Consider the following 23003-nt stretch of genomic DNA (forward strand, 5'->3'; position numbering starts at 1 on the left):
GGTTCGGAATGAAAAATACATCTCATTGACCTGGCCATAAAGCTGGATATAGGGTTAGAAGTAGGTGTGGAAAAACATTTTATTCGTCACCGACATGGTTGACTCAATATGCCGTTCCAGCAGCTCCTCACGTTCATATCCAAGCATCGTTAACAGTGTCTGATTGACCGCTTGAACTTGTCCCTTCGCCGTAATGGAGAAATAACCGCAAGGGGCTTCATTTAATAAGGAATCCATTCAAATAACTGCCTTTCATCACAGATTAGGAGATCGCCAAATAGTCTTTGATGTATTTCGTTGTCTCTTCCGGATGACTGAGATGCGGATAATGACCTGTTGCTTGCATCTGCCTTAAGGTGCTGTTCCTCAGATGAGTATGCAAGTAATCTCCGACCTCTGGTGGAGAAATGCTGTCATCCGTGCATTGCAGAATAAGTGTAGGAATAGACGAGTACTCAAGCTCTTCCCGGCAGTCGGATAAGAAGGTTACTTCGGCAAATTGCCTTGCAATATGCGGATCTCTGGAGCAGAAGCTTTTCTCAAGCTCGGTAGACAGCTCCTTACGGTCCTCGTTCTGCATGACAATTGGAGCAAGATAGCTTGCCCAGCCAATAAAGTTCATTTGCATCATTTGCAGCAATTCATTAATCTCATCACGGTTAAAGCCGCCATAATAGTCAGGCAGATCGTTTACATAACGTGGGGAAGCCCCAAGCATGATGATCCGCTCAAAATATTTGGATTCCCGGATTGAAGCAAGCATGCCGATCATACCGCTTACGGAGTGTCCTACGAAGATGGCATCTTCCATTTGCAGCGTAGCCATAATATCAAGCACATCTTCGGCATAGCCTTCCAGACGGTTATATTTATCTGAGTTGTAATAGTTGATTTGCGAGGATCCTGAACCGACGTAATCAAACAAGACGACTCGGTAGTCCTTTTCGAAAAAGGGAACCATGTAACGCCACATATCTTGGTCACAGCCAAATCCATGGGCGAATACGATGGACTGTTTGCCCTGGCCAAATATTTTAACATTATTGCGGGTGAGTATATCTGTATTCATAGATACTACTCTCCTCTCACAGAGAAGTCAGACGCTATGAACATTATATCGGATAATAATGGATTAGGGATGATTATTTGTAGATATCTGTCGATTTCCCGGGGAATTAGGAGGGCGATTTTTGATATTTTCGCAACTGAATTGGCGTGAGTTGACTGAAGGATTTGAACTCTTTCATGAAATGAGATTGATCAAAGTAGCTGCCTTCCATGGCCACATCGGTAAGGGTGGAGCCTCCACGGACAATGGCGCCAAGCGTGCGTTGAAATCGAATAATATGGCCGTACAGCTTAGGGGAAATACCCAGTGATTGTTCGAATTTGGTGCGGATATAACGTTCGGAATGAATGGGAAGCAATAATACGATGAATAGCGGCGGGCTCCACTCTATGAGAGTGGGGTTTGCTGTGTTTCTAGTTCATTGGCTAAAATAAGAGAAAAGACAGCATAAGCAGAAATGGAGAGAGTGGGATGAAACGGACAATTGAGCAAGTGCAGCATGACAATGTACATTTACATGAGCTGATCCGCAAGCTGGATGAGGACTTGGGACAGCGATATTCGTCGCCTGATGAGATTTTCACAGTCGACTTTAATGATCCGGCTGTAATGGCGATGACTTTTATCGTAGCCTATGTGGACGGTGAGCCGGCTGGATGTGGTGGTATTAAGCCGCATGGAAGCGAATTTGTAGAGCTGAAACGGTTCTACGTGGACCCGGCTTTTCGCAGACTTGGGCTTGCAGCCGAGGTGCTTGGACAGCTGGAGAATCGGGCGAAGGAGCTTGGCTATTCGGTCATCCGATTAGAAGCAGGTGCTCCTCAGCCGGAGGCGCTTGCTTTTTATAGAAAACACGGGTATTACGCGATCGATCGTTTTGATGAGTATGTGGATTGTGAGTCTAGCTTATGTTATGAAAAGCAGTTATAAGGAAAAAGAAAGGCTGGAGCTCCGAATGAGAGCACCGGCCTTTCTCGCGTTTTATTCGAATGAGAGCTGCCGAATGACCTCGTACTCTGTCTGGTTAATCTCCGTAAAGCCTAATGAGGCATATAATTGCGCTGCCCGCTCATTATTGGGGCGATGTCCTAATCGAATAACCTCGCATTGATGCTCGTTATGGATATGCTTGACCAGCTCCTGCATGCCAAAACGTCCATATCCTTTACTCTGGTATCTCCGGTCTATCATAAAAGCCATAATCCAGTAATGTTCGTCCTCGGGATCAATGGCGTAGACAGCAAATCCTACGATATTCTTCTCCGCATATAGAGCTAGCGCGTTCATCCCGCAATAAGCGGCTTCTGCCAGCCAGAATACAGCAGGAGCGGGGAACAACACTCTCTGCTCCTCGGTTGGTTCAAGCAATGTACAGGCATACCAGTTGTCTGCCGTTATCTTTTTTATAGTAATCAAGCTGCAGCCACCTCCACTATCATCATCTCGAATTCCATCATGGTCTACAAGGGAAGAGACGGGTATAATCATTTTAGGTGGTATACAAATATTTACAGTAGGAGGGAGCGTAGTGAAAATGTTGGATTATCTATTTGAGAAGGTTAATCCTTTTTATCATGTAGGTGGGATGTTGGTTGTATCGTAGGATATGCGATTGCAAAGATCTATCAGATCTGGGCTATAGCCTATAGGAAGAGCGGGTTTGATCCGAACATGGCGAATTCTTGGAGTACGGATTCACCTCCCCAATGGTTCTGGGTTACCGAGCATCCTAATGCTTTTACTTTCTGGACAGTTATTGTTTATATAGGGATAGGCTTATTATTGGTAAAGCTTTGTTTGGCAGGTGCAGCTATCTCTAGAGCGAAGAATGCCACAAATTCATTAACACAAGAGGTGTAACGATGGGAATTACGAATACGGAACAAGAGGAAATCATTCGTGCGGCGGAGTTGTTCAGTCGTACCGAAATGGAAAAGGATGCTAGCGGCCATGATTGGTGGCATATCCACCGGGTCGTTCAGATGGCTAAACGTATAGCCCAGGAGGAAGGGGCGGATGCTTTCATCTGTACGATTGCGGCGCTGCTGCATGATGTGGCGGACGAGAAGCTTAATCCGTCGAAGGAAGCTGGATTTCAAAAGGTTCTTTCATGGCTTGAAGAGAATATGCCTGATGAAGAACAGCGGGGCCATGTCATGGACATCATCTCGAATATGTCCTATAACGCGGGGGCTAATCCACCAATGTGTACACTAGAAGGACAGGTTGTGCAGGATGCCGACCGCCTTGATGCTATTGGCGCCATCGCTATAGCGAGAGCATTCCTATACGCCGGCTGGAAAGGGCATCCAATTCATGATCCGGCTATTCCACCCCGCAGCGAGATGACCACGGAGGAATACCGGAACGGGAAAAGCACGGCTATTAATCATTTTCACGAGAAGCTGCTAAAGCTTAAAGATTTGGTCAACACGGACGCAGCCAAACGGATAGCGGAGGAGCGTCACCGTTATATGGAGCAGTATGTGGAGCAGTTTTACGAGGAGTGGGACGGGAACCGTTAGAGCCTACATAAGCTGCATTGTATTTTGTGCAACGTATTTCATCAGAATCTCCTTATATAGAAGCTGCGTTGTATTTCGTACAGTATTTTAGGCGTGTGCAATCTTGAATAGCCCGAGCAAGGGGTATTATGTTGCACAAAATACAACGCAGCATCCCCTACAGACGAAAGTCCTCTCATATCCTGTACAAACTACAACTTACGCAGCCGGTCCGAGACTCAATAGTTGATGTGACCGTCAATCCAAGAAAAAAAGACCCGACGGGGGTCTTTTTTACGTCAGCGTATTTTTGATCTTATTCCATTCACTTAAGTGAGGAACATAGTCCAAATTGTGCGGCTCATCGTCCAGCCAAGCCATGAACTCCAGCTCGTTACCGTCATGGTCGTTGAAATAGATGCTGGCCGCCGGCATCCACGCATGGACGAATGGCTCAGATGCATCTTTCCCAAAGCCCGGAAGCGGGTAAAGCCCCCGTTCAATCAGCCAGTCGGAGGCCTGCAGCAGCTGGTTGAGCTCAACGCCAAACGCGAAGTGGCGAGGCTGCAGCTTTTGCCCATTTTGCACCTCTTTTAATGCCAGCAGGTCTCTACGTTCTCCTACATAGAAGAAAGCTGATCTCCGCTCGGGTTTATGTAACGCAAGAGTCAGCCCCAGACGAGTATAAAATCGAATGGAACGGTCCAGATCTGTCACTTGCAGATGGGTTTCGAAGATGGAATCAATCATGTCGGTGAGCTCCTTTTGTTTGTATGTACGGCTTTTATTGTAACTTATCATGTTCACAATATGACATTTGTCATCTGAAAGAGATTACGTTCATGCGTAGGATCACAGATCCGGAAACGGTAAGATGAATACATAAGCAAGGGCAACAACAACTTCAAATGCCGATAACATCATGCAAATTATAGATAGTGGGAGTGAACAAAACAATGAGTTTTGCAATCGAACTAAATAATGTCTCGAAAATCTACCAAGGCAAAAAGGCTGTAGACAATTTATCGTTGAAGGTGGAAAAAGGAACGGTTATCGCGTTGCTCGGGCCAAATGGTGCTGGTAAGACGACGACGATCTCCATGATTCTGGGACTGAAGCAGCCTACCTCCGGGACGATTAAGCTGCTGGGCGGAAGTCCAAAAGATATATCGGTACGCAATCGGATTGGTGCGATGCTGCAGGAAGTTAGTGTCATCGATAACCTGAAAGTGGCGGAGACGATAGAACTGTTCCGCAACTACTACAGCAATCCTCTTTCCCTGCAGGAGCTGCTTCGCATCTCCGGCCTTGAGAAGGAGAAAGACAAAATGGCTGCCTCACTGTCCGGCGGACAGCAGCGCCGATTGGGATTTGCACTTGCAGCGTCAGGCGATCCCGAGATTATTTTCCTCGATGAGCCAACGGTTGGTATGGACGTAACATCCCGCCAGATGTTCTGGGATACGATCCGTTCCATGGCTGACAAAGGACGTACGGTTGTCCTGACGACGCACTACTTGGAAGAAGCAGACAGCCTAGCAGACCGCATCGTTGTTATTAATCAAGGCAAAGTTGTGGCGGATGGCTCGCCAAGTCAGATTAAAGCAGAAACAACAGGCCGCGTCATTTCGTTTACAGCTGGTACTTCCGTTACTTCGGAACAGCTGCTGGCGCTGCCAGGCGTGATTGATGTGGAATGGAACGGTAGACGCGTGAAGCTGCAAAGCCGGGATACGGACCGATTGATTGTGACGTTGATTGAACAGCGTATCGATATGAAAGATATTGAAATCCAAAGTGGCGGTCTGGAAGATGCCTTCCAGGCAATCGTCCACTCCACGAACTAAAGGGGGATATTTTCTAATGAGTCAATCTACAAATATGAAAGCAACGCTTGCCCAATGTAAAGCGGAGCTGCTCCGCACGGTGCGTAACCGCCGATTCGTTATTTTCTCGTTTATTATGCCGGTTGTGTTTTACTTTATATTCACCAATACTGTAGGCGGGAATACGCAAGTTGGCAATGTGGATTGGAAATCCTATTATCTGATGTCAATGACGGTATATGGAGTTGTAGGGGCGAGCATTACATCCTATGCTCAGCGTTTGTCGAGAGAGCGTAGCCAAGGGTGGTTATCTTTGCTGAAAATCACACCTCTTCCATCATGGTCTTACGTATTGTCTAAAGTGCTGTCGCAAGCCGTTATTAACCTTGCCATTATTATTGTTATGTTCCTTGTTGGTGGGCTGTTCAAAGGTGTGGACTTAAGTGTATCGACGTGGATTACATGCGGCTTGTTTATCTTTATCGGCGGGTTCTCCTTTATGGGTCTCGGTACACTGATTGGTTCGATCAAAAATGCGGATTTTGTACAGGTGCTTTCCATGATATGCTATATGGGCCTTTCTATTTTGGGCGGTTTGTGGTTCCCAACGGATACGATGTCTAGCACCATGAAGACAATTGCCCATCTTACACCAACCTATCGTCTTGGCCAAGGGGCATGGGATGCGGTTGCCGGTGTGTCGATCGATTGGGGCGGTGTTGGGATACTAGTTGCTTATGTGGTTGTATTCCTTGCAATCTCGTCTTATATCATGAAAAAACAGGAAGCGGTGTAATGCAAAACTTACTGCATGCTTTACGTCGATTTATAACAAAGCGGCCCCCTGACGGGGGGCCGCCAATTTTCTTTATGTTGTTATGGCTTGTCTACATCCTGTTTCCGATCTTTTCCATCGGAGAGCAGTCGCTGGTGGAACAATGGGTTGGATTTCCGCTTATTATCTTGTTCATTGTCAGCTATGTTGTTGGTCATTTGAGCAGAAAATGGCGGTTATGGGCTGTCCTGCTCCACCTCTGTATCATTGCTTATTTCAGTTGGCGATATGATGAGGATTTTATGTATATGGGTTTCTTTACCGCGTCGATGATTGGTCTGCTGCCCAAACTGCGTCAGGTAGGAATTGCGCTGACGGGGGTACTTCTGTTATTTGGGTTCGAGGTGTGGCACTATGAGGCACTTGATCGGATGGATGCGCTGCTTGATTTGATTCCCGCTATGCTTGCGGTACTGTTATTGCCGTTTGTTATGTTTATTGGACGTCGTTCCAAGCTGCTCCGTACACAGTTACAACTGGCCAATGATGAGATTTCCCGTTTATCCAAGCAGGAGGAAAGGCAGCGGATTTCCCGCGAGCTGCATGATACACTTGGTCACACGCTGACAATGATTACGCTGAAGAGTGAATTAGCCGAGAAGCTTATTGTTCAACATCCGGAGCGGGCCAAACAGGAAATTCGAGATGTTCAGCTTACCTCCCGGGCGGCACTGAAGCAGGTTCGCGAGCTGGTGTCCGGCATGAATACGGTAACTTTGCAGGATGAATTGTCAAATGCCAAAAGGATTCTTGCAGCGGCGTATATCACGATTAAGGTGCAAGGTGATCCAGCTTCTGCATCGCTAAGTCCGCTTATCGATAATATGCTTGGCATGTGTCTGCGTGAAGCGGTAACGAATGTGGTTAAGCATAGCGATGCACGCCAGTGCGTGATTGAGTGGGCCATGACACCTGATCAGTATCGTCTTGCAATCCGGGATAACGGAGTCGGCTGTAATTTGGCAGACAAGGGTCCTGCTCATACTGGACTTAGAGGAATGCAGGAACGGTTAAACCTGGTGGATGGCAAGCTGGTTTTCCAATCCACGAAAGGTACAGGAAGTATTTTGACCATGATTGTACCTAGAGTACGCTCGTCATCGAAGAAGGGAGAGTCCACATAAATGAGAGTACTTGTAGCCGAAGATCAGGGCATGCTGCGCGGCGCGCTTAGCGCCTTACTGGATATGGAAGAAGATATTGAGGTCGTGGGACAAGCGGAAGATGGCGAGCAGGCGCTTGAGATGATCCGAAGCTTGAAGCCCGACATATGCGTGATGGATATCGAGATGCCAAAGCTGACTGGACTCGACGCAGCAGAGCGTCTTCGTTCAGATAAACATCCATGCCTTGTTGTTATATTAACGACGTTCTCGCGGTCAGGGTATTTCCAGCGGGCGATGAAGGCTGGGGTAAAAGGGTTCCTGCTCAAGGATTCCCCGATTGACGAGCTGTCTGCGGCACTTCGTAATGTCTATGCTGGGAAACGGGCAGTCAGCCCGGAGCTTGCTTTATCCTTCTGGGAAGCGGAGAATCCGCTCACCGAGCGGGAGCGGGAAGTGCTTCGACTGGCACGGGAAGGTAAGCCGGCTGGTGAGATTGCATCAATGCTATTTCTCTCAGCGGGTACGGTTCGCAATTACTTGTCAGAAGCGATTCAGAAGCTGGACGCCAAGAATCGGATCGATGCGATTGGAATCGCGGAGAAGAACGGCTGGCTGGATTGAAGTGTAGAGATGAGCGTGACGATGCGTCTTTTACGGTGTTAGAATAAAAAGAAAAATGATTGGTGGAGGGCCATATGGAGGTAGTTATCCGGTTGGCAGGTTTAGAAGAAATACCAGCTGTGCATGAGGTCATGTTGATGGCCTTCGAGGAATATAGAGGGAAATTGACTCCTCCAGCTGGTGCACTTTCGGAGACGGTTGAGGATATAACAAAAAAGATTACAGAACGTGGCGGAGCAATTCTGGCACTTGTGAACGGGACAATAGCAGGCTCCGGGCAATTTGTACTTCATGATCAGCATGTTTATATCGGCAGAGTTTCCGTCCTTCCCTCATATCGGGGGCAAGGAATTGGCAAACGGCTTGTGAGATTTATTGAATCGTATGCAAAAGAAAAAGGGCTTAGGGAATCGAGACTTGGTGTACGCTTATCCATTCCGGACAATATTGCCTTCTATAGCAAGCTGAATTATGAAGCCATTGAGAAACATGCTTATCCTGATGAGACAGATTACTGGTACATTATGAAGAACACGGCCTTATAAGGCCAAGCTTAAGTAAACAAAAATGAGCTTCAACGAGTTCTCGTTGAAGCTCATTTTTATGTCCATTATTTGCTGCGTTTGATGAGAAAGGCATTTTCCGCTTTGGCAAAGCCGATCTGAGGGTAATAGTCCATGGCAGAAGGTGCGGATAGAAGTAAAAGTGCAACCTCTTCGCCAATATGCTCACGAACCCGATTAACGAGCTCTTTGCCAATTCCAAGTCGTTGATGGGTTTGGCTGACTGCTAGATCGGATAGGTAGCAGCAATAAGAAAAGTCGGTAACCGCTCTTGCGATGCCGACCAACTGCTCGCCATCCCATGCCGATACGATGAGATCAGCGTTGTCGATCATCTTTTGAATGCGGGCAAGATCATCTACAGGACGTTTGATGCCGGAGCTTCGGAATACTTCTGCAACTTGAACTGCTGTAACTGGAGCTTCAATGCGGTATTCAATAGACATGGCGACTACACCTCACAAGGATTGATTGATCTATCATAAATGGAATTAGTAATGAGTGGCAATGACTTCTTTTATCCGTTTCTTTAATTGCTCACAAGCTATAGAGGGATAAATCGTTTCGCGTTTTTGAAGAAGACCAACAGGAATAGACGCCGGATCCCAATCGACAGGGACGGGGATAACACCCTTCGGTAGCGGAGTGGTGGCGAGCACGGCGCCAACGGAAGGAACCTGCGCTACGAAGCCTGGAATAGCAGATATTTGGCTGACAGAATACAGCTGCGGCACTTTTTCATGTCTCGCGAATTGCTTCGTTAAGCTTATGTAATAAAGGCAAGTTGGGCCACCAACGAACATGAGGTGCTGAAGCAAGTCCTCGAATTTCACAGGATGATTGTGGTCGTGTATGGGATGGTTCTCAGCAGCTACGAATACAATCTTCTCCTCATACAAAGGTTCAAAGCGTAATTCAGACATGTCACTTGGCTCACCACAAATGGCAAAATCGATCTGCTGATGGCGAAGCTCCGTTGACAGCTGATCGGTATTTCCGATAACAAAGCTGCAGGTCACACCGGGCTTTGTTTCACGAAACAGCTGCAAAGCTTCCGGCATGATCTGCCTGGCGTGAGTCTCCAGCATACCAACATGAATGGTGCCGGTTTCTTCCTGCAGTACTGCTTTTGCCTGGTCGGCGACATAATGCCAGTGTTGAATCAGCCGATCAACCTCAGCGGCATAGATTCGGCCGGCAGGTGTCAGCTCTGCTTCCCAGCCCCGATTGAAAAGCTGAAAGCCAAGCTCCTTCTCCAACCGCTGAATCTGGTTCGTAATTGTAGACTGTGCATAATTGAGCTTTGCGGCTGCTTTGGCGAAGCTGCCTTCTTTTAAGATCGTTTGAAAGGCGGTTAGTTCCTTTAAATCCATGGCTTCATCTCCATCTATATAACTGAATGAGTTGTTTAATTAATTCAATTATATAGATTTAGACGAGGGAGATACAATAAAAGCATCTCAACCAAGGAGTGATGCTTATGCCTTTTATTCGGGTCAGTTATAGAGAGGATCAGTATGCAGGAGGGGAACTGCCGCTCATCAGCCGTGAGATTCATGCTGCGTTGATGGAGCATTTTCGCGTGCCGGAGGATGATTATTTCCAGCTATTCCATGCTCATAAACCAAGTGAGTTTTTCTACAGCCCAAATTACTTGAATGTCGAGAGGACGGATCGGCTGCTATATATCCAGATTACACTCAAGTCCGGACGAACCGTGGAGCAGAAGAAAAGCTTCTATTCAGAGCTTGCGCAGCGTCTGAGTAAGATCGGCATTCGTGCGGAGGACGTCTTTGTTGTGCTGGTTGGCACGGAGTTTGAGGATTGGACCTTTGGCAACGGAATCGCTCAGATGCTCGAAACCGTAAGGGAGGTACAGCCTCATGCATCCGAAGATTGATACGACTAGTGTAAAAGAGAACTATGGCGACTTCGCACCTGCGTTTGCCCGATATTCCGATGAAATCCTGTTCGGAGATTTATGGCGCAGAGAAGAGCTGCCACTTAGAGAGCGGAGCTTAATTACGGTCGCAGCACTTGTGGCAGGGGGACATACCGAGCAGCTTCCTTATCATCTTCGTCTTGCGCAAGAGAATGGCCTAACCAAGGAAGAGCTTATTGAGGCCGTTACTCACTTAGCTTTTTATGTAGGCTGGCCAAGGGCGGCCTCCGCTTTAGAACGGATTAGGTCCGATAGCTAGTAGAAATGAAAACGAAGGCATCTTGTGATGCTTTCGTTTTTTGTTTGTCCTTTACGACATTAAGGAGAAGACGATATGATAGTAATATAGAAAAATATGGATAATAAAGAGGGTGTGAGGTCGATGGGTTTTACTGAACTGGAAGGCCATCGGGTCAAGCTGCTGCCGCTGGAGCCGCAGCATGCCAAGGCTTTGTACGAATGCTCCCGCTCAGATGAACTGTGGAAGTATCTTCCTGTTAAAGTGCAAACGGAGCAGGAGATGGAGAGCTTTGTTCTTAACGCGATAAAAGGCCGAGAACGGGGCGATGAATTCCCTTTTGCCGTCTTCGACAAACAGCATAATCGAATTATTGGAACAACAAGATTTCTGCGGATTGCCCCTTCTCATCGTAACTTGAATATCGGCTGGACCTGGTATTCACCAGAGGTGTGGCGGACGGAAGTAAATACCGAGTGCAAATACTTACTCTTGAAATATGCCTTTGAACAATGGGAAGCGGTTAGAGTGGAGCTCATTACAACAACGACACATCACTGAAGGAACATCTTGTAAGGCTTTTAAGCAGGGAGGTGTAGAGGATGGCATTTGCTCCAAAAATAGATTGGTGGCTTTCTTTGATCATATGGAGCTGTATTGTCTTATTGTTCCTGGCAGCAATATCTCCTTTTGTTATAGGTGGAGCCGGAACTCTTGTAACGATCTTTATTGTTGCCTTATGCTTGCCCTGTGCGTTGCTTATACTATGGCTATGGGTGGACGTATCTTATGATCTATATTTCACCACTTCATCAAGATGCTTTCATAGCGGAGCTTCAGCGCAAATGCCCGCAATTAAAGCTTGATTGAGCATACTGAGAAGCAGCTTGCCGCCGCAGGCAAATGTATTAAGCCCCATATATGAGGGCTTTCTTTTTTTTAGTGATTTTGTGTATAGTAGTGGCTACAGATAGTAGGGCGGGAGGGCTCGAGTTGTTCCAGTTCAATCGGATAAACACATTACGGAATCAGATTTTCTTAGGCTTTATGCTCGTTATGCTGCTGGTACTTGTGTCTGTAGGCTTTTTCACGTATGGACAAGTCTCGGAGCTGCTGCGCAATAATGCTGAGAAGCATATTCAGCAGACAGCGGTGCAGGCTACAGGGAAGATGGACGTTCTGCTGCATCAAATGGATACGTTTACAATGCAGGTGGCAACTAATGCATCCATTCAAACTCTGATGGCCAAGGAAGTTGGCGGTACGCAGCTCACATTCGAGGAGCGGCAGGTCCTGCAGCATGAAATCCGGAAGCAGCAGGCTTATGTAAGTGGGGTGCAGTCCATTGAGCTGTATACGAACGGCTTTCGGGTGCTGTTTCCTCTGACAGACATCAGCCTGTTCAACCGGGTGCCAAATGAATGGATCCGCCAGGTAGATCATGCCGCGGGGCAACTGGTGTGGTTCGGGATTGATCCAAAAAATCCAAATCAGATTACAGCGATCCGCCGCGTTCGATTGATTGACCAGTCTTTTTCGAATGCAGGGTATTTATTGGTTCGTATTGATAAAAAATATTTTGAGCTGATTGATAATGAAACGTCCAGCAAAGAAGAGATGGGGCTGATCGATGGCTCTGGCCAGATTATTGCTGCTAATTTCTCGGATGATATTCCGCAGGATGTCCTTCAGCAAACGGACCGCGAGAAAATTACGATGAACGGCAAAGCGTTTATTCCGGTGCAAAAGCAGCTTGATGCGGCGGCAGGCTGGAAGGTGCTTATTCTGACGCCGGTTGATTATGCGACAGAGGGAATCTCGGTCCTTCGAACAGCTATTGAGATATCTGTTATGGTTGGGGGATTGTTGTTCCTGATCTTAACGTTTATCCTGTCGACGATGATTACGAGTCCAATCCTTAATCTGATTAAAGCAATGCGTGGGGCAAAATATGGCTCACTGAAGCCGATTCCTGTTACCTCCTCGACCCTGGAGATTAATGAACTTAATAATACGTACAATCAAATGGTCGCCTCGTTAAATGAATTAATTGAGGTCGTTTATCAGAAGGAGATTATACAGAGCCGGACAGAGCTGAAGGCACTGCAGGCACAGATTAACCCCCATTTCCTATTCAATACTCTTGAGGCTCTCTATTGGGCGCTTGAAGACAAAGAGGAAGAAGAGCTTTCGCAGGTCGTTGTTGCGATGTCAGGCTTATTCCGTTATGTCATAAACCCTGCTGACGATGACGAATGGGTAACGGTGGCGGATGAGCTGGAGCATGCTGAGCGTTATCTCAAAATTATGGAGATGCGCCTGATTGATCGCCTCACTTGGCAGATTGAAGCAGAGGAAAGCTGCCGCCGTGTTCCTATTCCGAAGCTGCTTATCCAGCCGCTTGTGGAGAACGCAATCTCACATGGAGTAGAGCAGCAGCTTGGACAAGGCGCAGTTGTAATTACCGTGGAGCCTTCGGACCGCACAGGCTATATTCGCGTATCTGTCTTCGATAATGGTCCGGGAATGAGCTTTGATAAGGTGCAGTCGCTGTATGCCGCAATGAAGCTTGGGCATGTACATGATGCCAAAGGCACTGGAGTTGGGATATCGAATGTGGATCGCAGGTTAAGGCTTTACTACGGGGAAGAGGCAGAAGGACTGCAGATACAGAGCGAGCAAGGAGTGGGCACAAAGATGTCCTTTGAAATACCGATTGAGCATGGGGGCGAGTTGAAATGAAGACAATACTAATCGTGGATGATGAACCAAGAACAAGAGAAGGTGTACGTAAAGTGCTGGAGTCCTGGTCTGCAGGACGTTACCGTATAACGACGTCAACCAGCGCAGTTGAGGCATTAAAGTGGCTGGATGAGAATGAAGCTAATCTTGTCATCACCGATATCCGGATGCCGGAGATTAATGGGCTGGAGCTAGTGGAGAAGCTGAGAGAAAGGCCTCATTCTCCTGTTATTATCGTGATTTCCGGCCATCCACAGTTTGATTACGCGCACAAAGCGCTGCAGTTTGGCGTTATCGAATATTTACTTAAGCCTTTAGATAAAACCAAGCTTGTTGAGGCAGTGGAGCTTGCTTTCCGCCGTGAAGAAGAAATGAATCGGGTTGAACGAATGGAGCGGATCGTTGATACGAAGCTGCTGGAGACAACGGAGCAGGAAACCCAATACGGTACGCAGGTGAAAGAAGCGATTCAATATCTGGATGAACATCTAGGTGAGTCGATCACGATGAAGGATACTGCGGACTACTTGCATATGAATGCGAGTTATTTCAGTGTGCTTTTCAAAGAGCAGTCCGGGCTTACATTCAGTGATTATTTAACAAGACGAAGAATGCAAAGAGCCAAGGAATTGCTGATGAATACACGTCTTTCTATAAATGAAATTGCCGAGAAGGTCGGGTACCAAACAGCCAAATATTTCGTGAAAGTATTCCGTTCACATGAAGGAGTCAGCCCCGGGCAATACCGGAAGGGCGTTTCTCATGCAGAAGAGACAATCCAATAAAAGTAGTACTTTTCCCAATTCATATGACCTTATGCTGCTGTGAAAGCGCTGTTACAATTTATTTAGCAACACAAACACATCAGTCAAAAGGGGTTGTAAACGTGTTCAAACAAACAAAGTGGATGACAGTGGCACTTATTCTAAGCCTGGCAGTTGTGACTGCGGCATGCGGCAATAACAACAACAGCAGCTCAAATGGCGGCAACACAGCGTCTAACGGGGGCTCTTCTGAAAGCGGTTCCGATAAGAAAGTGACGATTAACTTCATGCATCTGTGGCCGGAAGGCGTATCCGCAGGTCAGAATAAAATTGTGAATCAAATCATCGACGATTATCAAAAAGAACATCCAAACGTTACAGTCAAGCAAGAGGTTCTGGATAACGAGCAATACAAGAACAAATTGAAAGTCCTCTCTGCTTCCAATCAACTTCCTGATGTAGGTGTAACTTGGGCAGCAGGCTTCCTGAAGCCTTATGTTGACGGTAATTTATTCACACCAGTTGACGATCTGCTGAGCGGCGAACTGAACGGTAAATTCGTAGCAGGTACAACAGAAGCTTATGCAATTGAAGACAAAACGTATGCGCTTCCACTGGAGTTCAACATTGCTCCAATCTACTACAACAAAGAAATTTTCAAAAAATATAACCTTGAAATCCCTACAACCTACGATCAATTCAAAACGGTTGTAAAAACACTTTCGGATAACGGCGTTGCTCCAATCGCTCTTGGTAACAAAGACCGCTGGACAGGTTCCCTGTGGTATATGTACCTGGCTGACCGCATCGCTGGTCAAGAAACAGTAGCTAATGCGATTACAGGCAAAGCAAAATTCACAGATCCAGGCCTGCAGCAAGCAGCAACTGAAGTGCAGTCACTTGTTGATGCTAACGCATTCGTGAAAGGCTTTAACGGCCTGTCCAATGAAGAAGCAAAATCCGAATTTACGAACGGCAATGCGGCTATGTACCTGATGGGTACTTGGGACCTGCCTAACTTCACAACGAATGAAGATATTCCACAATCGTTCCGCGACAACGTTGGATTCTTCAAATTCCCAACGGTTGAAGGCGGTAAAGGCAACGCGGACAGCTGGGTTGGCGGACCTGGTGTAGGCCTCTTCGTATCGGAAAACTCGAAAGTGAAAGATGAAGCAAAAGCTTTCGTTCAATACTTCGTAACGAAGTGGGGCGAGAAATCCGTAACTGGCGCAGGTGTTATCCCAGCTACAAAGATCGATACATCAACACTTGAGCTGCCGCAACTGTACATCGACCTGTTCAACGAACTGAACAAAGCAAGCAGCATCACCTTGTTCGCAGACGTTCAATTGCCGGCTAATGCGGCTGAAACTCATCTGAACATGATCCAATCGCTCTTTGGCAAAGCGGTTAAGCCAGACAAATTCGCAGCTGAGCAAGACGCTGCGATTGCGAAAGGCAACTAAGTCAGACATCTAGAATAGAGGAGGCCTATCCGGCCAGATGCAACTGACCGGATAGGAACTCTCCCCTTTTGCAGAAAGGAGTCGGCCAATTTGGATAAAGTACTATCGAACAAGAAAGTTATTGCACTGTATATCCTGCCTTCTTTGCTGCTTATTCTAGCTATCGTATATATTCCTATCGTTTTGACGGGCTATTACGGGCTAAATGAGTGGAACGGAATTGGAGCAATGAAGTGGGTTGGCTTGGATAACTACGCAACACTGATTAAAGATGAAGATTTCTGGAAAAGTGCAGGACATTCGCTTTTGCTAGCTGTATTTTCAATGGTCAGTCTTATCGTTTATCTTGTGGTAGCAATGGTATTAGCGGCAAAAATTAAAGGAGCAAATCTGTTCCGTAAAATTTACTTAATTCCGATGCTGCTGTCCTCAGTAGCAATTGCACAGCTTTGGCTCAAAATCTATCATCCTACTAACGGTATTATGAATAGTTTGCTGGAATCCCTTGGCGTTGCAAATCCCCCCGCTTGGCTTGCAGAAACGGATCTTGTTCTGTTCGCATTGTTTATTCCGATTCTGTGGCAATACGCGGGCTTCTATATTCTGATTTATTACGCAGCACTGAAGAACATCCCGTCTTCACTTGAAGAAGCAGCTAAGATCGATGGAGCGAACTCCTTCCAAATTGCTTGGAGAATCAAATTCCCGCTCGTGATGGAAGTTGTTAAAGTAACGATTGTCCTTGCTGTGGTTGGTTCCTTGAAGTATTTCGACTTGATCTATGTAATGACTGACGGTGGTCCTAACGGCTCTAGTGAAGTAATGGCATCCTATATGTACCACAAAGCATTCAAAGCTTATGACTTCGGCTATGGCAGTGCAATTGGATTCTTCCTGCTCCTTATCTGTCTCATTGCGACTTATATCATCCGTAAGGCAACGGCAAGTAAGGATACGATTCAATATTCTTAAGTTTTTCATTCTGTAGGATTTTGCTTACGAAGCAAAGAATCATATGCTTACGAAGTAAGAATCATCACGAACAGCCCTTGTAGGCTGTTTGTGTGATCATTCTTTTTAGGAGGGTACGCTTCATGTCATCTACAACTATGAAACTGGGCGGCGAAGCGAAATCCGGTTCGAGAATAGGAATGAAGGTCGGCTATGCTGTACTGTACATTGTTCTCATTGCCGTTGCAGTGTTCCAGGTTTATCCGCTTGTCTGGTTAATGTTCTTCTCACTTAAGAATAACCAGGAAGTTTTTAATCTCTCGCCCTTTGCCTTGCCTTCCCCTCCACATTGGGAAAACTACAGCAAAGTGTGGAGTGCTGGCAATATTGATACTTACTTCTTGAACAGTGTATGGATTACTGTTGCGGCTACCGTATTGACGATTGTCTTTGGCAGCTTGGTTACCTTCGCAATAACTCGTATGAAATGGAAGCTCAGCTCGCTTGTCCTTGGTCTCTTCATGGTAGCGATGATGATCCCCGTTCATTCGACGCTTATTCCACTGTTCAGCATGTTTAACAAAGTACACCTGATCGACAATCCGTTGTCTCTGATCCTGTCATATGTGGCTTTTAATATGCCAATCACGATCATGATCCTTCTTGGCTTCTACTACGCGCTGCCGAAGGAAGTAGAAGAAGCGGCTGTTATTGACGGAGCAAGTATTCATACCGTCTTCTTCCGGATCATTTTCCCAATGACAAGCTCGGTGCTCGCTACTACGGGAATCATCAACATGATCTACAACTGGAATGAATTTATTTTCGTCAACACGTTTATCAGCTCGGATAAGTTTAAAACATTGACCGTTGGTGTCCAGAACTTTATCGGTCAATACACAACCGACTGGGGCGCAATTGGTGCGACACTGATGATCAGTATTCTGCCAATCCTCATTACGTTCCTGTTCCTCAGCGACCGTATTGTAGAAGGTATTGCTGCAGGCTCGGTAAAAGGTTAACTCTCTAAGTAAAGTAAAAAAGGAGCTATCCCATAAGTCATTAAAATGACGATGGGATGGCTCCTTTTTTTTTGGGAGTTAAGTGACAACCTCCCTATTCGAATGGAGAGTTAAGGTCCCCAGGGGACCTTAACTCTCCACTAACCAAGCTTTTGGAGTTGGTTAAGAGCCCTAAGGTACCTTATGTCTGCGTGATCAGGCTGTTTTAGTACTTTTTATGCCTAATGAAGCGAAGTTAAGGTCCCCAAGGGACCTTAACTCACCGCTAACCAAGCTTATGGAGTTGGTTAAGAGCCCTTTGGGACCTTAAGTTTGCGTGATCAGGCTGTTTTAGTGCTTTTTATGCCTAACGAAGCGAAGTAAGGTCCCCAAGAGACCTTAACTCTCCGCTAACTAAGCTTTCGGAGCTGGTTAAGAGTCCTCAGGGACCTTAAGCTACCCTGCAACATGTGATCCGGTTCTATGGCGAGCAGTACTCTTTTGAGACAGCCACTTTTTGTTCTTAATGCAATTCAGTTTTATGATTCCCCTGTAGCGGAGTAGCCTGACAAAGCCGTTCGGTGAAGACGGATCCCCGGATCGAAACCGCAATAAGCGTAACCGTTGCAAAGAACGATAAGAGCAGGGGAGACAGGATACTGTAAAAAGGGAATAGAACAACCAGCATAATGATTCCGGCTGTATAAGGAGCAGAGATGACACCTGCGGCAATTCGCATAAACAGCATATTACCGAGTAAATACAGGGCAGGGCCTGCCAATATAACGACAGCGGTCTTTATCTCCAAATGACCGGTTGGATGCGCGAGCACGAGCTCATCGGCAACGGCAGATAAGATAATACCTCCAACCAAGAGCAGATGCGTATACGTATATGCGGAGCGGGCAACTCGGCCGGGATCATTGGAATGAGCAATAAAGTGATGTCCTGTTTTGGCCGTCATATTAAAGTAGATCCACCACATGGTAACTGTACTAAGGAAAGCTGTGGCAAATGAACTAAGGGCAAGGATATCCCATTCATGTTCGGCGAAGGTCGCCCCTGTAACGAGAATGGACTCACCTAAAGCAATAATAATGAACAATCCGCATCGCTCCGCCATATGGGAACCTTCGACATCCCACACGGTTGTAGGGGTTTTGCCGATCTTGGGAACCCAGAAGCCAAGGGAAGGGGAAAGATATTCGATGAATAGCGCAATGCACCATAGAGTCAGCCGGGTTTCCTCATGGGCAATTCCTCCAGCAATCCAGAAGATTCCGGATAAAGTCAGCCAGCTAAGAATGCGGATAAAGTTGATGCGGAGCTCTGTTGAGCCCTTTTGAAGAACCCAGACGGTATAAGCGGTTCTTCCAACCTGGAACAACGTGTAGGCACAGGCGAAATAAATGCCTGACTTCTCAAATGCTTCCGGCAATGAGGCCGACATAATAAGTCCAACGAGCATAAGTCCTATCAGCATAAATCGTACACGAGAGGTTTCTGGATTAAGCCAGTTCATCACCCAAGCGGTGAAAATCCAGACCCACCAGACGGCCATCGTGAGAATTCCTAACTGAAAGGCGCCTTCCCACGTAAAATTTTTCAGAAAAGAATGGGATAACTGGGTAACAGCAAAAACAAAAATTAAATCAAAAAATAATTCAATAAAGGATACTTTCCCTGATTCGCTGTTGCCTCTGCTGCGAAATAGGACGGCATCTGAAGTCAACCTCTTCATTCTTTCTCTCCTTTTGTTTCCACGGATTTTGTAGATTGTATCACGTGATAATTGAAAAGTCATCGTTTCAGGAGAAGGTAACGTATATATAGAAAGTTAGAGACTTCAAGCTAAGGTGGGCTGTTATGAAGGTTGAGATAAAGGCTGTCGAGTTACCCGGAAAGCAAATACCCCGTACGATGAAAGCTATGGTCTATGAAACGTATGGATCACCTGATGTTCTACAGATAAAAGAGATAGAGGTTCCTGCACCAAAAGATCATGAAGTGCTGATTGAAGTCCATGCTGCTTCTGTTAATTCATGGGATTGGGATCTCCTCCGCGGCAAACCGTACATAAACCGTATTGGCGGACTTAGTAAACCACGGTTTCCGATTCTTGGTGCAGATATTGCCGGGAAGATCATCGCTGTTGGTGACTCCGTCAAACGCTTTCAGCCAGGGGAGGAGGTGTTTGGGGATCTGTCTGGCTGCGGCTGGGGCGGATTTGCTGAGTATGTATGTGCAAGTGAGGAAGTGTTGACTCCAAAGCCTACGGGGATAAGCTTCGAGCAAGCGGCGGCGATTCCTCAAGCGGCCGTTCTAGCCTTACAAGGGCTGCGGGATAAAGGGGATTTCCAACAGGGTCAGCGTGTCCTCATTAATGGGGCTGGCGGAGGAGTGGGTACATTTGCTCTCCAATATGCCAAGTGTTTTGGGGCAGAAGTAACCGCTGTAGACAGTACAGCCAAACGCGATATGCTGCTTTCCATTGGGGCTGATCATTTCCTGGATTATACAAAAGAAGACTTTACGGCTGGCGGACAGCAATACGATCTTATTCTCGATGTTGTTGGTACCCGCTCTGTCTTCGAAATAAAACGCGCACTTCGATCAGGTGGTGCCTATGTCATGATTGGCGGGCTAATGCCACGTCTTCTTCAGGCTTTGCTTGCAGCACCTCTGATCGCCAGGCTCGAAAAGAAGAAAATAACGATACTGATACATAAGCCAAGCCATGACGATCAGATGGTAGGAAGTCGCTTATCGAGGCAGGTCAGGTCATTCCTGTTATTGATCGGCAGTATGAGCTGAGCGATGCGGTCGAAGCGTTCCGATATTTCGGAACAGGCGAAGTGAAGGGTAAACTTATCGTCCGGATGAAGAGCTAAAAACCGTTAGTCCAGATCTTACTCCGCTGCTTTTTCATCAAGATTTTCATTATAGGCCAATATCCCACGTTTAAAATAATGGAGCTTTTCGTCAGTGGTAGTCTCCATTAAATTAGTAATCAGCAGTTCAACACTTTCTTTGTAGCTTTCGCTATTGTATAGAGCCATAGCTAGAAATACTTGGATGGCGCGGTTCTCGGGAAATTCCTTCATCCCTCTGCTTAAAGTCTCAACTGCTTTCTCGTAATGCCCCCAGTAGCGGTATGTACTTCCGAGGCCCATTAAGCATCTTTCCAGATCAGCACCACTTAAGCCGAGCTCAATAGCCCGCTCATAATAAGGGATAGCCAAATTTCCAAGACCGGTATTATCATAAGCTATCCCTGTCTGGTAATTAATCTCCGTATCATCCGGGTATTCCGACAGCAGCTCTAACAACTGCTCACGTACTTCACTCAACATCTCTTGATCTTGCTTCGCTCGTCCTTCTTCACGCCGTTTAATTAATTCACTCAATATGTCTCTTGTCATCATGTCACCATCCTCGAATTTACAAGTGTTTATCTACTTCTTGAATCATATAACAAACAAAGAACGGAAGTAACCCACAAGCATGGGTTACTTCCGTTCTTTTTCTACCTGTTCCCCCACCCCAATAGAAGACTTCGGCGAGGAATAGAGGGAAAAGTTTCTCCTGGAAGAGCGTAGCGCTTGCCTTTGCATACACTTTGCAACCTTTGAATATTGTTCAGGCAAAGTGTATGCAACAGCAACTGGAAGGAGAACTTTTCCTGTCATGACGAGTTCCGTATCTCGAGATTAGTTCTCTCGATAGGCAAAGTAATCGAAGTCTGCATATTCACTCCGCCCCGATGTATCCTGACACTGCATACCAACAAATGCACCGGTGAAGAAGCCGCCGCCTTGGATATAATCATCCGACAGTTTGTGAGATTCGAATGTAACAGGCAGTGTCGTCCAGTGATCGCCATCGAAGGAATACGAATAGCGGTATGTCAATTCCGTTACATCAACGCGAATATAGACATATTCCACGTTGTCCGGGATAACAACCTCCGCTCCCTGAAGTGGCTGCGAGAACGAGAAATTATCGCAGGCAACGAGCTCAAGAATGCGGCCTTTCTCTTCATGCCAAGTGATCTGGCAAGACGTCCAGTTCTGCGTATTGTAGTAATTCACAAGACCAGCCGACTGTTGGAATGTCGTTGGGTTGAAAGCAACCTTCGTCTCTGCCGTAAAGTTGAAATGCTGCCAGCGGCGGGCAACAAAGGCTTGCGTGAACTTCGATGTCAGCGACTCTTTACCGTAGATACGCAGATGGCCCGGGTTGTCTTTCAAGGAAACGATCTTTTCGCCAAGTGGAATACGCAGGGTCTGGAAATGAAGGTTCAGCGTCTCGGAATCAAATTCATCCTTCTCCGGGAAATCAGGCCCCCATACGACTTCTTCGATGTTAGGCCCTTCAATAGTCAGTGATGGCTTGTTGCCGCCAACGACATAGGGCCAGTCGTTGTTCCACTCGAGACGCTGGATTGCAGTCTCGCGTCCAAGCGGACAGAAGCCGCGTGGATCAAGCAGTGGTTGACCTTCCCGAGACAGCGGACGTCCAACCAGGTGAACAAGGAACCACTCATCTGTATGCGTTTGGACGATCGAAGCATGTCCCGCTTTTTGCAGTGGAATACGCGGATGGGCATGCGACGAGATCAGCGGATTTTCCGGATGAACCTCATAAGGTCCACGAAGCTCCTTCGAACGGGCGATCGTCGCCTGATGATCGTATTTTGTTCCGCCTTCAGCAGTCAGCAGGTAATAGTATCCGTTGATCTTGTACAAATGAGGGGCTTCTGTCAGCTTAATATCCGTTCCTTTGAAGATGACCTCTGCTTTGCCAACAAGCTTTTGCGCGGCAGCGTCATATTCCTGCAGAACAATGCCGTAGAACGGATGATTACCGACTCTTTGATCCCACAGCATGTTAACAAAATACTTTTTGCCATCCTCATCATGGAAGAGGGAAGGGTCAAAGCCGGAGCTGTTCATATGGATTGGTTCGGACCACTCACCGTCAATCGTGTTGCAAGTCACAAGGTAGTTATGGCAGTCCTTCCAATTTCCTTCCACCACTTTCACATCGGTGTAAATGAGCCAGAATTGGTTGTCACTATAGGACAATTGAGGTGCCCAGACGCCACCGGAATCCGGGTTACCCATCATATTCAGTTGGCTGAGGCGATTCAGCGGGCGAGACGCAAGCCGCCAATTTTTCAAATCTTTTGAATGATAAATCCCAACGCCAGGGAACCATTCGAAGGTAGACACTGCAATATAATAATCTTCGCCTACACGGCAAATGCATGGATCAGGGTTAAAGCCGGGCAAGATCGGGTTCTGAATAACGGCCATATCGATAAAATTCTCCTCTCAACGTTCACGAAATAAGCTAATGGAAAGACTGGA

General features: G+C 46.7%; 27 protein-coding genes. 17 read left to right on the forward strand and 10 right to left on the reverse strand.

Annotated elements, in window-relative coordinates; genetic code table 11:
- Nucleotides 1–54: 54 nt before the first annotated feature.
- From FHS17_RS31230 to FHS17_RS31235, 3 genes are all read right to left on the reverse strand, one after another.
- Entirely contained in the window at nucleotides 55–237 is a 183-nt protein-coding gene (locus FHS17_RS31230) for a PAS domain-containing protein (protein WP_415639844.1), read from the reverse strand.
- Between the two features lie 25 nt (nucleotides 238–262).
- Nucleotides 263–1069 (reverse strand): alpha/beta fold hydrolase, encoded by an 807-nt coding sequence (locus FHS17_RS12345; protein ID WP_167278691.1) that lies wholly within the window; start codon nucleotides 1067–1069, stop codon nucleotides 263–265.
- A 106-nt stretch (nucleotides 1070–1175) separates the two neighbouring features.
- Nucleotides 1176–1427: a helix-turn-helix domain-containing protein gene (locus tag FHS17_RS31235; protein ID WP_167278692.1), complete on the reverse strand. Its 252-nt coding sequence runs from the start codon at nucleotides 1425–1427 to the stop codon at nucleotides 1176–1178.
- Nucleotides 1428–1540: 113 nt separating this feature from the next.
- Here FHS17_RS31235 and FHS17_RS12355 point away from each other — a divergent pair, with 113 nt between their 5' ends.
- Nucleotides 1541–1999, forward strand: coding sequence for a GNAT family N-acetyltransferase (locus FHS17_RS12355; RefSeq protein WP_167278693.1), 459 nt, complete (start codon nucleotides 1541–1543; stop codon nucleotides 1997–1999).
- A 51-nt stretch (nucleotides 2000–2050) separates the two neighbouring features.
- Here FHS17_RS12355 and FHS17_RS12360 read toward each other — a convergent pair whose 3' ends face one another.
- Nucleotides 2051–2485 (reverse strand): GNAT family N-acetyltransferase, encoded by a 435-nt coding sequence (locus FHS17_RS12360; protein ID WP_167278694.1) that lies wholly within the window; start codon nucleotides 2483–2485, stop codon nucleotides 2051–2053.
- 446 nt (nucleotides 2486–2931) lie between these two features.
- On the opposite strand from FHS17_RS12360, the gene FHS17_RS12365 reads away from it, so the two are divergent.
- Nucleotides 2932–3594, forward strand: coding sequence for an HD domain-containing protein (locus FHS17_RS12365; RefSeq protein ID WP_167278695.1), 663 nt, complete (start codon nucleotides 2932–2934; stop codon nucleotides 3592–3594).
- 273 nt (nucleotides 3595–3867) lie between these two features.
- On the opposite strand, the gene FHS17_RS12370 is transcribed toward FHS17_RS12365, so the two are convergent.
- On the reverse strand, nucleotides 3868–4323 hold the full coding sequence (locus FHS17_RS12370; protein ID WP_167278696.1) for a VOC family protein: 456 nt from the start codon (nucleotides 4321–4323) through the stop codon (nucleotides 3868–3870).
- Between the two features lie 206 nt (nucleotides 4324–4529).
- Between FHS17_RS12370 and FHS17_RS12375 the strand changes: the two genes are divergently transcribed.
- The 5 genes from FHS17_RS12375 (at nucleotide 4530) to FHS17_RS12395 (ending at nucleotide 8506) form a co-directional block, all read left to right on the forward strand.
- Complete coding sequence (locus tag FHS17_RS12375) at nucleotides 4530–5420, forward strand: ABC transporter ATP-binding protein (protein WP_167278697.1); 891 nt, start codon at nucleotides 4530–4532, stop codon at nucleotides 5418–5420.
- 16 nt (nucleotides 5421–5436) lie between these two features.
- Nucleotides 5437–6195: an ABC transporter permease gene (locus FHS17_RS12380; RefSeq protein WP_167278698.1), complete on the forward strand. Its 759-nt coding sequence runs from the start codon at nucleotides 5437–5439 to the stop codon at nucleotides 6193–6195.
- Nucleotides 6195–7358 carry a sensor histidine kinase gene (locus FHS17_RS12385; protein ID WP_167278699.1) on the forward strand — a complete coding sequence of 388 codons (1164 nt, stop codon included), beginning with the start codon at nucleotides 6195–6197 and terminating at the stop codon, nucleotides 7356–7358. The genes FHS17_RS12380 and FHS17_RS12385 overlap by 1 nt, the downstream gene beginning before the upstream one ends.
- Entirely contained in the window at nucleotides 7359–7961 is a 603-nt protein-coding gene (locus FHS17_RS12390; RefSeq protein WP_167278700.1) for a response regulator transcription factor, read from the forward strand.
- Nucleotides 7962–8035: 74 nt separating this feature from the next.
- Nucleotides 8036–8506 (forward strand): GNAT family N-acetyltransferase, encoded by a 471-nt coding sequence (locus tag FHS17_RS12395; protein ID WP_167278701.1) that lies wholly within the window; start codon nucleotides 8036–8038, stop codon nucleotides 8504–8506.
- A 65-nt stretch (nucleotides 8507–8571) separates the two neighbouring features.
- Here the strand turns inward: FHS17_RS12395 and FHS17_RS12400 are convergent, their stop codons facing one another.
- Together FHS17_RS12400 and FHS17_RS12405 are read right to left on the reverse strand one after the other, a co-directional pair.
- Nucleotides 8572–8970, reverse strand: a complete 399-nt coding sequence (locus FHS17_RS12400) for a GNAT family N-acetyltransferase (protein WP_167278702.1) — start codon at nucleotides 8968–8970, stop codon at nucleotides 8572–8574.
- Between the two features lie 45 nt (nucleotides 8971–9015).
- Nucleotides 9016–9897 (reverse strand): LysR family transcriptional regulator, encoded by an 882-nt coding sequence (locus FHS17_RS12405; protein ID WP_167278703.1) that lies wholly within the window; start codon nucleotides 9895–9897, stop codon nucleotides 9016–9018.
- 107 nt (nucleotides 9898–10004) lie between these two features.
- Between FHS17_RS12405 and FHS17_RS12410 the strand changes: the two genes are divergently transcribed.
- The 8 genes from FHS17_RS12410 to FHS17_RS12445 all read left to right on the forward strand — a co-directional run bounded on the left by FHS17_RS12410 (nucleotide 10005) and on the right by FHS17_RS12445 (nucleotide 17652).
- Complete coding sequence (locus tag FHS17_RS12410) at nucleotides 10005–10424, forward strand: tautomerase family protein (RefSeq protein ID WP_167278704.1); 420 nt, start codon at nucleotides 10005–10007, stop codon at nucleotides 10422–10424.
- On the forward strand, nucleotides 10408–10725 hold the full coding sequence (locus FHS17_RS12415; protein WP_167278705.1) for a carboxymuconolactone decarboxylase family protein: 318 nt from the start codon (nucleotides 10408–10410) through the stop codon (nucleotides 10723–10725). Before FHS17_RS12410 ends, FHS17_RS12415 begins: the two co-directional genes overlap by 17 nt.
- A gap of 123 nt (nucleotides 10726–10848) precedes the next feature.
- Nucleotides 10849–11265 (forward strand): GNAT family N-acetyltransferase, encoded by a 417-nt coding sequence (locus FHS17_RS12420; protein WP_167278706.1) that lies wholly within the window; start codon nucleotides 10849–10851, stop codon nucleotides 11263–11265.
- A 432-nt stretch (nucleotides 11266–11697) separates the two neighbouring features.
- The gene (locus tag FHS17_RS12425; protein WP_167278707.1) at nucleotides 11698–13446 is read left to right on the forward strand and encodes a sensor histidine kinase; all 1749 of its coding nucleotides are present in this window, start codon (nucleotides 11698–11700) and stop codon (nucleotides 13444–13446) included.
- On the forward strand, nucleotides 13443–14231 hold the full coding sequence (locus tag FHS17_RS12430) for a response regulator transcription factor (protein ID WP_167278708.1): 789 nt from the start codon (nucleotides 13443–13445) through the stop codon (nucleotides 14229–14231). The genes FHS17_RS12425 and FHS17_RS12430 overlap by 4 nt, the downstream gene beginning before the upstream one ends.
- Nucleotides 14232–14353: 122 nt before the next feature.
- Nucleotides 14354–15679: an extracellular solute-binding protein gene (locus tag FHS17_RS12435; RefSeq protein ID WP_208420376.1), complete on the forward strand. Its 1326-nt coding sequence runs from the start codon at nucleotides 14354–14356 to the stop codon at nucleotides 15677–15679.
- A 90-nt stretch (nucleotides 15680–15769) separates the two neighbouring features.
- Nucleotides 15770–16651: a carbohydrate ABC transporter permease gene (locus FHS17_RS12440; protein ID WP_167278710.1), complete on the forward strand. Its 882-nt coding sequence runs from the start codon at nucleotides 15770–15772 to the stop codon at nucleotides 16649–16651.
- A gap of 122 nt (nucleotides 16652–16773) precedes the next feature.
- Nucleotides 16774–17652 carry a carbohydrate ABC transporter permease gene (locus FHS17_RS12445; RefSeq protein WP_167278711.1) on the forward strand — a complete coding sequence of 293 codons (879 nt, stop codon included), beginning with the start codon at nucleotides 16774–16776 and terminating at the stop codon, nucleotides 17650–17652.
- 502 nt (nucleotides 17653–18154) lie between these two features.
- Here FHS17_RS12445 and FHS17_RS12450 read toward each other — a convergent pair.
- The gene (locus FHS17_RS12450) at nucleotides 18155–19372 is read right to left on the reverse strand and encodes a low temperature requirement protein A (protein ID WP_167278712.1); all 1218 of its coding nucleotides are present in this window, start codon (nucleotides 19370–19372) and stop codon (nucleotides 18155–18157) included.
- 125 nt (nucleotides 19373–19497) lie between these two features.
- Between FHS17_RS12450 and FHS17_RS12455 the strand changes: the two genes are divergently transcribed.
- Nucleotides 19498–20445: an NAD(P)-dependent alcohol dehydrogenase gene (locus FHS17_RS12455; protein ID WP_341805822.1), complete on the forward strand. Its 948-nt coding sequence runs from the start codon at nucleotides 19498–19500 to the stop codon at nucleotides 20443–20445.
- Entirely contained in the window at nucleotides 20442–20522 is an 81-nt protein-coding gene (locus FHS17_RS31105; RefSeq protein WP_341805829.1) for a hypothetical protein, read from the forward strand. The genes FHS17_RS12455 and FHS17_RS31105 overlap by 4 nt, the downstream gene beginning before the upstream one ends.
- An 18-nt stretch (nucleotides 20523–20540) precedes the next feature.
- Here the strand turns inward: FHS17_RS31105 and FHS17_RS12460 are convergent, their stop codons facing one another.
- Both FHS17_RS12460 and FHS17_RS12465 read right to left on the reverse strand, forming a co-directional pair.
- Nucleotides 20541–21056, reverse strand: coding sequence for a tetratricopeptide repeat protein (locus FHS17_RS12460; RefSeq protein ID WP_243865312.1), 516 nt, complete (start codon nucleotides 21054–21056; stop codon nucleotides 20541–20543).
- A gap of 285 nt (nucleotides 21057–21341) precedes the next feature.
- Nucleotides 21342–22949, reverse strand: coding sequence for a glycoside hydrolase family 43 protein (locus tag FHS17_RS12465; protein ID WP_167278713.1), 1608 nt, complete (start codon nucleotides 22947–22949; stop codon nucleotides 21342–21344).
- Between the last annotated feature and the right edge of the window lie 54 nt (nucleotides 22950–23003).

The sequence above is a fragment of the Paenibacillus lupini genome (genome assembly GCF_011761355.1).
GTDB classification, from domain to species: Bacteria; Bacillota; Bacilli; order Paenibacillales; family Paenibacillaceae; genus Pristimantibacillus; species Pristimantibacillus lupini.

What these genes read in the sequence shown, in the direction of transcription:
- FHS17_RS12445 (WP_167278711.1), top strand. Translation starts at nt 16,774, where the DNA reads ATGTCATCTACAACTATGAAACTGGGCGGCGAAGCGAAATCCGGTTCG.
- FHS17_RS12355 (WP_167278693.1), top strand. Translation starts at nt 1,541, where the DNA reads ATGAAACGGACAATTGAGCAAGTGCAGCATGACAATGTACATTTACAT.
- FHS17_RS12365 (WP_167278695.1), top strand. Translation starts at nt 2,932, where the DNA reads ATGGGAATTACGAATACGGAACAAGAGGAAATCATTCGTGCGGCGGAG.
- FHS17_RS12395 (WP_167278701.1), top strand. Translation starts at nt 8,036, where the DNA reads ATGGAGGTAGTTATCCGGTTGGCAGGTTTAGAAGAAATACCAGCTGTG.
- FHS17_RS12370 (WP_167278696.1), bottom strand. Translation starts at nt 4,323, where the DNA reads ATGATTGATTCCATCTTCGAAACCCATCTGCAAGTGACAGATCTGGAC.
- FHS17_RS12375 (WP_167278697.1), top strand. Translation starts at nt 4,530, where the DNA reads ATGAGTTTTGCAATCGAACTAAATAATGTCTCGAAAATCTACCAAGGC.
- FHS17_RS12455 (WP_341805822.1), top strand. Translation starts at nt 19,498, where the DNA reads ATGAAGGTTGAGATAAAGGCTGTCGAGTTACCCGGAAAGCAAATACCC.
- FHS17_RS12380 (WP_167278698.1), top strand. Translation starts at nt 5,437, where the DNA reads ATGAGTCAATCTACAAATATGAAAGCAACGCTTGCCCAATGTAAAGCG.
- FHS17_RS12410 (WP_167278704.1), top strand. Translation starts at nt 10,005, where the DNA reads ATGCCTTTTATTCGGGTCAGTTATAGAGAGGATCAGTATGCAGGAGGG.
- FHS17_RS31230 (WP_415639844.1), bottom strand. Translation starts at nt 237, where the DNA reads ATGGATTCCTTATTAAATGAAGCCCCTTGCGGTTATTTCTCCATTACG.
- FHS17_RS12400 (WP_167278702.1), bottom strand. Translation starts at nt 8,970, where the DNA reads ATGTCTATTGAATACCGCATTGAAGCTCCAGTTACAGCAGTTCAAGTT.
- FHS17_RS12430 (WP_167278708.1), top strand. Translation starts at nt 13,443, where the DNA reads ATGAAGACAATACTAATCGTGGATGATGAACCAAGAACAAGAGAAGGT.
- FHS17_RS12465 (WP_167278713.1), bottom strand. Translation starts at nt 22,949, where the DNA reads ATGGCCGTTATTCAGAACCCGATCTTGCCCGGCTTTAACCCTGATCCA.
- FHS17_RS12385 (WP_167278699.1), top strand. Translation starts at nt 6,195, where the DNA reads ATGCAAAACTTACTGCATGCTTTACGTCGATTTATAACAAAGCGGCCC.
- FHS17_RS12390 (WP_167278700.1), top strand. Translation starts at nt 7,359, where the DNA reads ATGAGAGTACTTGTAGCCGAAGATCAGGGCATGCTGCGCGGCGCGCTT.
- FHS17_RS12345 (WP_167278691.1), bottom strand. Translation starts at nt 1,069, where the DNA reads ATGAATACAGATATACTCACCCGCAATAATGTTAAAATATTTGGCCAG.
- FHS17_RS12460 (WP_243865312.1), bottom strand. Translation starts at nt 21,056, where the DNA reads ATGATGACAAGAGACATATTGAGTGAATTAATTAAACGGCGTGAAGAA.
- FHS17_RS12420 (WP_167278706.1), top strand. Translation starts at nt 10,849, where the DNA reads ATGGGTTTTACTGAACTGGAAGGCCATCGGGTCAAGCTGCTGCCGCTG.
- FHS17_RS12450 (WP_167278712.1), bottom strand. Translation starts at nt 19,372, where the DNA reads ATGAAGAGGTTGACTTCAGATGCCGTCCTATTTCGCAGCAGAGGCAAC.
- FHS17_RS12415 (WP_167278705.1), top strand. Translation starts at nt 10,408, where the DNA reads ATGCATCCGAAGATTGATACGACTAGTGTAAAAGAGAACTATGGCGAC.
- FHS17_RS12405 (WP_167278703.1), bottom strand. Translation starts at nt 9,897, where the DNA reads ATGGATTTAAAGGAACTAACCGCCTTTCAAACGATCTTAAAAGAAGGC.
- FHS17_RS12435 (WP_208420376.1), top strand. Translation starts at nt 14,354, where the DNA reads ATGACAGTGGCACTTATTCTAAGCCTGGCAGTTGTGACTGCGGCATGC.